The organism is Calothrix sp. CBUCES-K 9914 (assembly GCF_059640475.1).
The window spans coordinates 23,557-29,748 of the sequence record NZ_JBXXZH010000110.1 but is presented as its reverse complement, the minus strand read 5'-3'; the positions used below and the strand labels follow the sequence as shown (position 1 = coordinate 29,748).

Here is a 6,192-nt window from a genome sequence, read left to right as displayed (position 1 = left end):
TATTCCTCTAGTTGTAGGTGTAAATGTAACTTTGCGTCTTCTACCAAGCGACTTATGTTCAAAGAGCTATATTCTATCAGACGGATGAGATAAAACATCAGACTTTGTGGAGATGTTTTTATTATCTAAAAAATTCTTCATCATAGCGTCTTCTTGCAATTGTTCATTTGGAGAATAAACTTGACGAGGTAACTCGACGCGAAATGTAGAACCAGAACCCAACTGACTTTCGACTTTAATCGTACCAGACATCATATTGACAAGTGCCTTAACAATCGCCAATCCCAACCCTGTACCTGGATATTCACGATTAATTGCTTGGTCGATTTGTCGGAAAACTTCAAATATGTTATCAATTTCGTTACTATCTATACCAATACCTGTATCACAAACCGAAATTACAATCCTGTTAGAGGATGCTTCTTCAACTTTAATATAAACTCCACCAGTTTTTGTAAACTTAATTGCGTTTGAGAGCAAATTCATCAAAATTTGCTTGACTCGCAGTGGGTCACTGTAAACAATTGTATCATCTAAGTTACTTATAACTTCAAGCGACAAGTGTTTCATCTGTGCTGTCGGCATCATTTCCCCTACAATGCTGTTAATTACGGTTGATATGTCGTATATTTGGGGTTTTAAATCGAGTTGTCCTGATTCAATTTTGGAAAAATCCAGCACCTCGTTGAGTAATCCTAACAAATGCTTACCATTATTAAAAATGCGCTGAACCATATCGCGCTGAGAATTTGAAAGCTCTCCAAATTTATTCGGACGCAGCAGAAATTGCGAAAACCCAATAATAGCATTCATTGGTGTTCGCAACTCGTGCGAAATCGTTGCTAAAAATTTTGACTTGAGTTGCGATGCTTCCAAAAGCTTTGTATTTTGCTGTTGAATTTGCTGACGCTGTTCCTCCAACTCTTTATTCTTCTCAACCAATATTTTATTACTTTCGCGTAGCTGCTGCATTGCTTCCTCTGCCTGCATTTCCGCGCGATAAACTCGAATTGCATTTCGTAACACCTGTGCAAGAGTTTCTGATGATACTTTTGATTTAGAAAGATAATCATTCGCACCCGCTTTCATCAATTCAACAGCAACTTGTTCATCGCTTTGTCCAGTCAGCACAACGAGTGGAACCTTAATATTTGCTGCACGTAGTTGAGAAATTAAACTTATTCCATCTCCATCTGGTAAGCGATAGTCAAGAAAAATACAGTCGTATGAGTTACTATTGACTTGGGCAATTGCCTCAGAACAAGAACTAACTTCTGACAATTCCATTAGTACACCTGCATTTAACAGCGCACGGCGTACAGCCATTCGATCAACTTCATCATCGTCTACGACTAGTATTGAGAGCGTTCGTTCCATCGCGTAAAGGGTAACTTATATATTTTATGGCATTTCAGATAACATCCAGTAGCTGTTTAATGTAGCCATTAACTCAATAAAATTATTAAAAGTAACTGGTTTGAGAAGATAACCAGCGACATTTAGATTATATGCTTCAACTCGGTCTTGGTCTTGGTTAGAAGTTGTCATCACCACTACTGGTGTTGCTCGCAGGAGTGTATCTGAGCGTAATTCATGCAAAAATTCGATTCCACCCATTTTAGGCATATTTAAATCGAGCAATATTAAGCGCCGTTCATTGGGCATAAGAGTGTCGTTACCACCTCGTAAAACTTCAAGAGCTTCATAGCCATTGCTTGCAGTAAACAGTGGGTTTTTGATATTTGCCTTCTTAAACGCGCGTCTTACATTCATTACATCAACTTCGTCATCCTCCACAAGTAGTATATTAATCATTCGTTCTGGCATAGCCTTGACTAAAAATGGTGTTATTCTACCGAACAGTGTTCTTTGGAAAACACTCTTCTATTAACTGCGATTACTCGCTATTCTACAAGACTATAGAAATTGTTAACAGAAACTTAATTTCCTTACTTACAATATACTGCTTTTATGCTTGTAAAATATGCTACAAGCTTAATCCTAAGATACCATTATAAGTCATTTATGCCAATTTATTCTTCTTTCAATGGTTAGAGCTAATTTTAATGCAGGCAAATTGGTGTAGAAGCAACAAATTATACATACTTTATTTGTGTTGACTGGTTTCATTTTGAGGATATACTGCTTGTGTACAGTTAAAATCGTGCGACAGTTCAAAATTATTAACTAGAACACATTTACATGCATGAGGCGCCTCGAAGCAAACTAGCAAAATAATTACTTCATGAGGAATACAAAAATCAAGGATTAACTATCGCAAGTTAGAGGCATAGTATTTAATCATAATTATCACTGTGATTACCATATATCTAAAGCTAGTATTTAATTTATCGAGAGTAGCAAAAGTCTTATGAGTGCCTTATTTCCATTGGTGGATGTATTATTACAAGAATATCATCTATCTTAAGGATTGAAAAATCATAAAAGAAATACCCAAAAAGTCAGTTTGAGGCTGATACTATTAGATTACAGCGAGTATAGCAATGAGTGAAATAAGTATAGTTTTAATCGAAGACCATGACTTGACCCGTATGGGGTTAAAAGCAGCTCTCCAGTCAAATAGTATGCTTCAAGTCATCGGTGAAGCTGGAAACGCGACTAAAGGTTTAAAGTTATTAGAAACAGCTAAACCTGATGTAGCGGTTGTCGATATTGGATTGCCTGATATGGATGGTATCGAGTTAACGCGGAGATTCCGTCAATTTCAGCACGAAACAGGCAATACTTTAACTAAAATTTTAGTACTGACAATGAATCATAATGAAGATACTGTGTTGGCAGCGTTTGCGGCTGGTGCAGACTCTTATTATATGAAAGATACCAGTATTGATAAGTTAACAGAAGCGATTCAAGCTACTTATTCAGGCAACTCATGGATAGACCCAGCTATTGCCAACGTCGTGTTACGGCAAATGCGTCATGTCTTGCCCGAAAACGAGGCGCCGAATCAAACGAAGACGGTTAAAATTGAGGCACTTGATAGTGAATATGAGCAAGTGTTGGAAACTTATCCATTAACACAGCGTGAATTAGAGATACTAGAATTGATAGTGGCTGGGTGTAGTAACGGACAGATTGCAGAAAAGCTATACATCACTGTTGGCACAGTTAAAACCCACGTCCGCAACATTTTGAATAAGCTTTGTGCAGATGACCGTACACAAGCGGCAGTGCGCGCGTTACGTTCTGGTTTAGTTGCATAAGTGCCATTCAGCTAGCAAGCGCACTCTATACTGTTTAGTAATACTATTTAGTAAAAGCATAGTATTAATTTTTTTTGTTGATAATAAATAAGTTTCTTGCAGTCGCAATTGTAGCACAGGTGTTTCACCTGTGCAGTAAGAGAAACTTGGACTCCAATTATATAGATATAAATTTTATCGTAGTCAATGTTTAAGCTCACCTTTCAGATTTAGGGGGGCTTATTTTAATTTGTTCATTATGGTGCGTAACGCCACAAGTTTTATAGCTACGTTTAAATTTGTTCATTATGGTGCGTAACGCCACAAGTTTTATAGCTACGTTTAAATTTGTTTATAGCGTTACGCACCCTACTCTTATCGGATTATACCGATTTATTTACTCATTTAGACCTACTGAATAATACCAAAAGTATTGTTAGCATTTATCACCGTTGATAGACGACTTATATAAATATCATTGATATTCTAAAGAAAGATAAGAAGACCAAAAAAAACTTTGAGGAAAAAGATATGAATCTTCTAGCATGGATTGTTCTCGGTGTAATTGCTGGTGCTATAGCTAAAGCTATCTACCCAGGTCGTCAAGGTGGCGGTATCTTAGCTACTATGATTTTAGGAATTATCGGAGCATTTTTAGGAGGTAGCTTAGTGACCTTCTTTGAGACGGGAGCATTACAGCTAACAGCAGCTACACTTAGCATTCCTGGTTTAGTAGTTGCAGTAATTGGTGCATTAGTCGCTATTTTCTTATGGGGTTTATTTACTCGTAGCAGTGCAGTATAATCGAGTCATAAATCAAGAGCTTGTAATCAGGTACATTGGGGATGATTTCAAGCTTAACTAAATATTAATTAAATAATTTGTAGGATGAGAGAAATGTTTTTTGATACAATGTAATATCACACTAGGGTACAGCTATTATAGTTGTGCCCATCATTTTATTAATTCGCAAAAATAAATATCACATGAGTGTAGAAAATTATAAGCACAAAACTAAGCAAGAAATATGGTCAAATGAAATAAAAGATATTGTACGAGGTGCCTGTGGAGGGTTTCTATTTGGCATTCCGCTACTTTACACAATGGAAGTTTGGTGGATAGGGTCGCTAGTACAACCGCGAATGATATTAGTGGCAATATTAATAACTTTTTGCGTTGTTTACATACTCAACCGTACCGAAGGCTTCCATAAATACTCAAAAAAGCATCGACCATATGAAGCTATTGTTGATACAGTTGAAGCAATGGCTATCGGCATAATTTGCGCGGCATTTATGCTAGCACTACTGCGTGAGTTAACGTTTGATAACTTTTTAAAAGAGTCAGTTGGTAAAATTGTATATGAAAGCGTTCCATTTACGCTTGGTGTAGCATTAGCAAACCAGTTTTTATCAGGAAGTAAAAACGGAAAAAATCAATCAAATAACCAAACTAAGAACGAAGATGATTTACATGCCACTTTAGGTGATATTGGTGGAACATTAATAGGCGCCACAGTTATTGCATTTAATATTGCACCGACCGATGAAATACCAATGTTAGCAGCCGCAACTTCCCCAAATTGGTTATTAGCAGTTATTGGCACATCCTTAATACTTACTTATGCTATTGTATTTGAAGCCGGATTCTCTAACCAGCAAAAACGCTTTAGTCAACGCGGAATTTTTCAGCGACCGTTGAGTGAAACAATTATGGCATATCTAGTATCATTAATTGCTAGTATGTTTATGCTATGGTTTTTTCAGAAGTTAACTTTTGATGACCCTTGGACAATGTGGTTAGACCATGTACTGCTATTAGGTTTACCAGCAAGTATTGGGGGTGCAGCGGGGAGGTTAGCGATATGACGAGTCAAGCACAAAATGAACAACCTAAACGTACACTCGCTGAGTGGATAACGTTTGGCGCCGCAGCAGCAATTTTATCAGGAATAATAGGTTTAGTTATATATACAGGGGTAACTGATAAGCAACAGGCGCCAATTCTTTCAGTACAAACCAAACAAGCAACTCGTGAAGCAAACGGTAAATACTACGTACCCTTTGAAATAATAAACGACGGTGATAAAACCGCTGAGTCAGTACAAATATTAGCTGAATTAAAAGTTAATAATCAAGTTGAAGAAACTGGAGAGCAGCAAATAGATTTTTTGTCAAGTAAAGAAAAAGAAGAGGGTGCCTTTATTTTTGACACTGACCCTAGTAAGGGTGAATTAAAAATACGAGTTGCAAGTTATAAGTTACCCTAAACTTGCTCTGTGTCCTCGGCTTTGACTATCTCAAATTTAATCAAATTATATATAAGGGCGCAAATAGTATTATTTGCGCCCTGTTTTGATTCCTCAAAATCGCTTATCTACGAGCGGAGGGAATTATAGCCCAATTAGAATCCTTTAAGATGCGTTGCTTAAGCTTCAGATTACACACTAGCAGGAGTTTTCATTGCTTTATTAATTTGAGTACCATCTGGCTGAAGCGCTTGGCCTTCGATGAATGAACGTAACATCCAAGCCATTTGTTCATGTCCTTCCATCAAACCAGTTAAGAAGTCAGCAGTACCTTCGTCATGGAAGTTTTCGCTGCACTGGTCGATGTGTTCACGCAAACCGCGAATAATTTGTTCGTGGTCATCTACCAAACGTGCAACCATTTCAGTCGCAACAGGGATATCACCTGGGTCTTCCTTGAGAGTTGTAACTTTCAAAAATCCTTCCATTGTACCAACAGGATAACTACCTAAAGTACGAACACGCTCTGCAATAGAATCAATAGTTTCGGTTAAAGCTTGGTATTGTTCTTCCCAAAGCTGGTGCAGTGTGCGAAACTGAGGACCGACTACATCCCAGTGGAATTTTTTGGTTTTAACCAATAATAGATAAGAGTTAGCCAAATCTTCGTTTAATAGCTTGGCTACACCGTTACGTTGTTCTTCGCTTAAACCAATGTTTAGCTTACGCATGTTTTTTTGT

Annotated in this window: 7 protein-coding genes; 4 read left to right on the top strand and 3 right to left on the bottom strand. The window is 37.4% G+C overall.

The window, feature by feature from the left end; all coding sequences use genetic code 11:
• Nucleotides 1-66 precede the first annotated feature (66 nt).
• Together AC2JBO_RS23295 and AC2JBO_RS23290 are read right to left on the bottom strand one after the other, a co-directional pair.
• The gene (locus tag AC2JBO_RS23295) at nt 67-1,377 is read right to left on the bottom strand and encodes an ATP-binding response regulator (protein ID WP_496956014.1); all 1,311 of its coding nucleotides are present in this window, start codon (nt 1,375-1,377) and stop codon (nt 67-69) included.
• 24 nt (nt 1,378-1,401) lie between these two features.
• Complete coding sequence (locus AC2JBO_RS23290) at nt 1,402-1,827, bottom strand: response regulator (protein WP_496956013.1); 426 nt, start codon at nt 1,825-1,827, stop codon at nt 1,402-1,404.
• Between the two features lie 677 nt (nt 1,828-2,504).
• On the opposite strand from AC2JBO_RS23290, the gene AC2JBO_RS23285 reads away from it, so the two are divergent.
• From AC2JBO_RS23285 to AC2JBO_RS23270, 4 genes are all read left to right on the top strand, one after another.
• The gene (locus tag AC2JBO_RS23285; protein WP_496956012.1) at nt 2,505-3,224 is read left to right on the top strand and encodes a response regulator; all 720 of its coding nucleotides are present in this window, start codon (nt 2,505-2,507) and stop codon (nt 3,222-3,224) included.
• A gap of 510 nt (nt 3,225-3,734) precedes the next feature.
• Nucleotides 3,735-4,007 (top strand): GlsB/YeaQ/YmgE family stress response membrane protein, encoded by a 273-nt coding sequence (locus AC2JBO_RS23280; protein ID WP_496956011.1) that lies wholly within the window; start codon nt 3,735-3,737, stop codon nt 4,005-4,007.
• 182 nt (nt 4,008-4,189) lie between these two features.
• Nucleotides 4,190-5,071 (top strand): TIGR02587 family membrane protein, encoded by an 882-nt coding sequence (locus tag AC2JBO_RS23275; RefSeq protein WP_496956010.1) that lies wholly within the window; start codon nt 4,190-4,192, stop codon nt 5,069-5,071.
• The gene (locus AC2JBO_RS23270; RefSeq protein WP_496956009.1) at nt 5,068-5,472 is read left to right on the top strand and encodes a TIGR02588 family protein; all 405 of its coding nucleotides are present in this window, start codon (nt 5,068-5,070) and stop codon (nt 5,470-5,472) included. Before AC2JBO_RS23275 ends, AC2JBO_RS23270 begins: the two co-directional genes overlap by 4 nt.
• 170 nt (nt 5,473-5,642) lie before the next feature.
• Here AC2JBO_RS23270 and AC2JBO_RS23265 read toward each other — a convergent pair whose 3' ends face one another.
• Nucleotides 5,643-6,182, bottom strand: a complete 540-nt coding sequence (locus AC2JBO_RS23265) for a Dps family protein (RefSeq protein WP_496956008.1) — start codon at nt 6,180-6,182, stop codon at nt 5,643-5,645.
• Between the last annotated feature and the right edge of the window lie 10 nt (nt 6,183-6,192).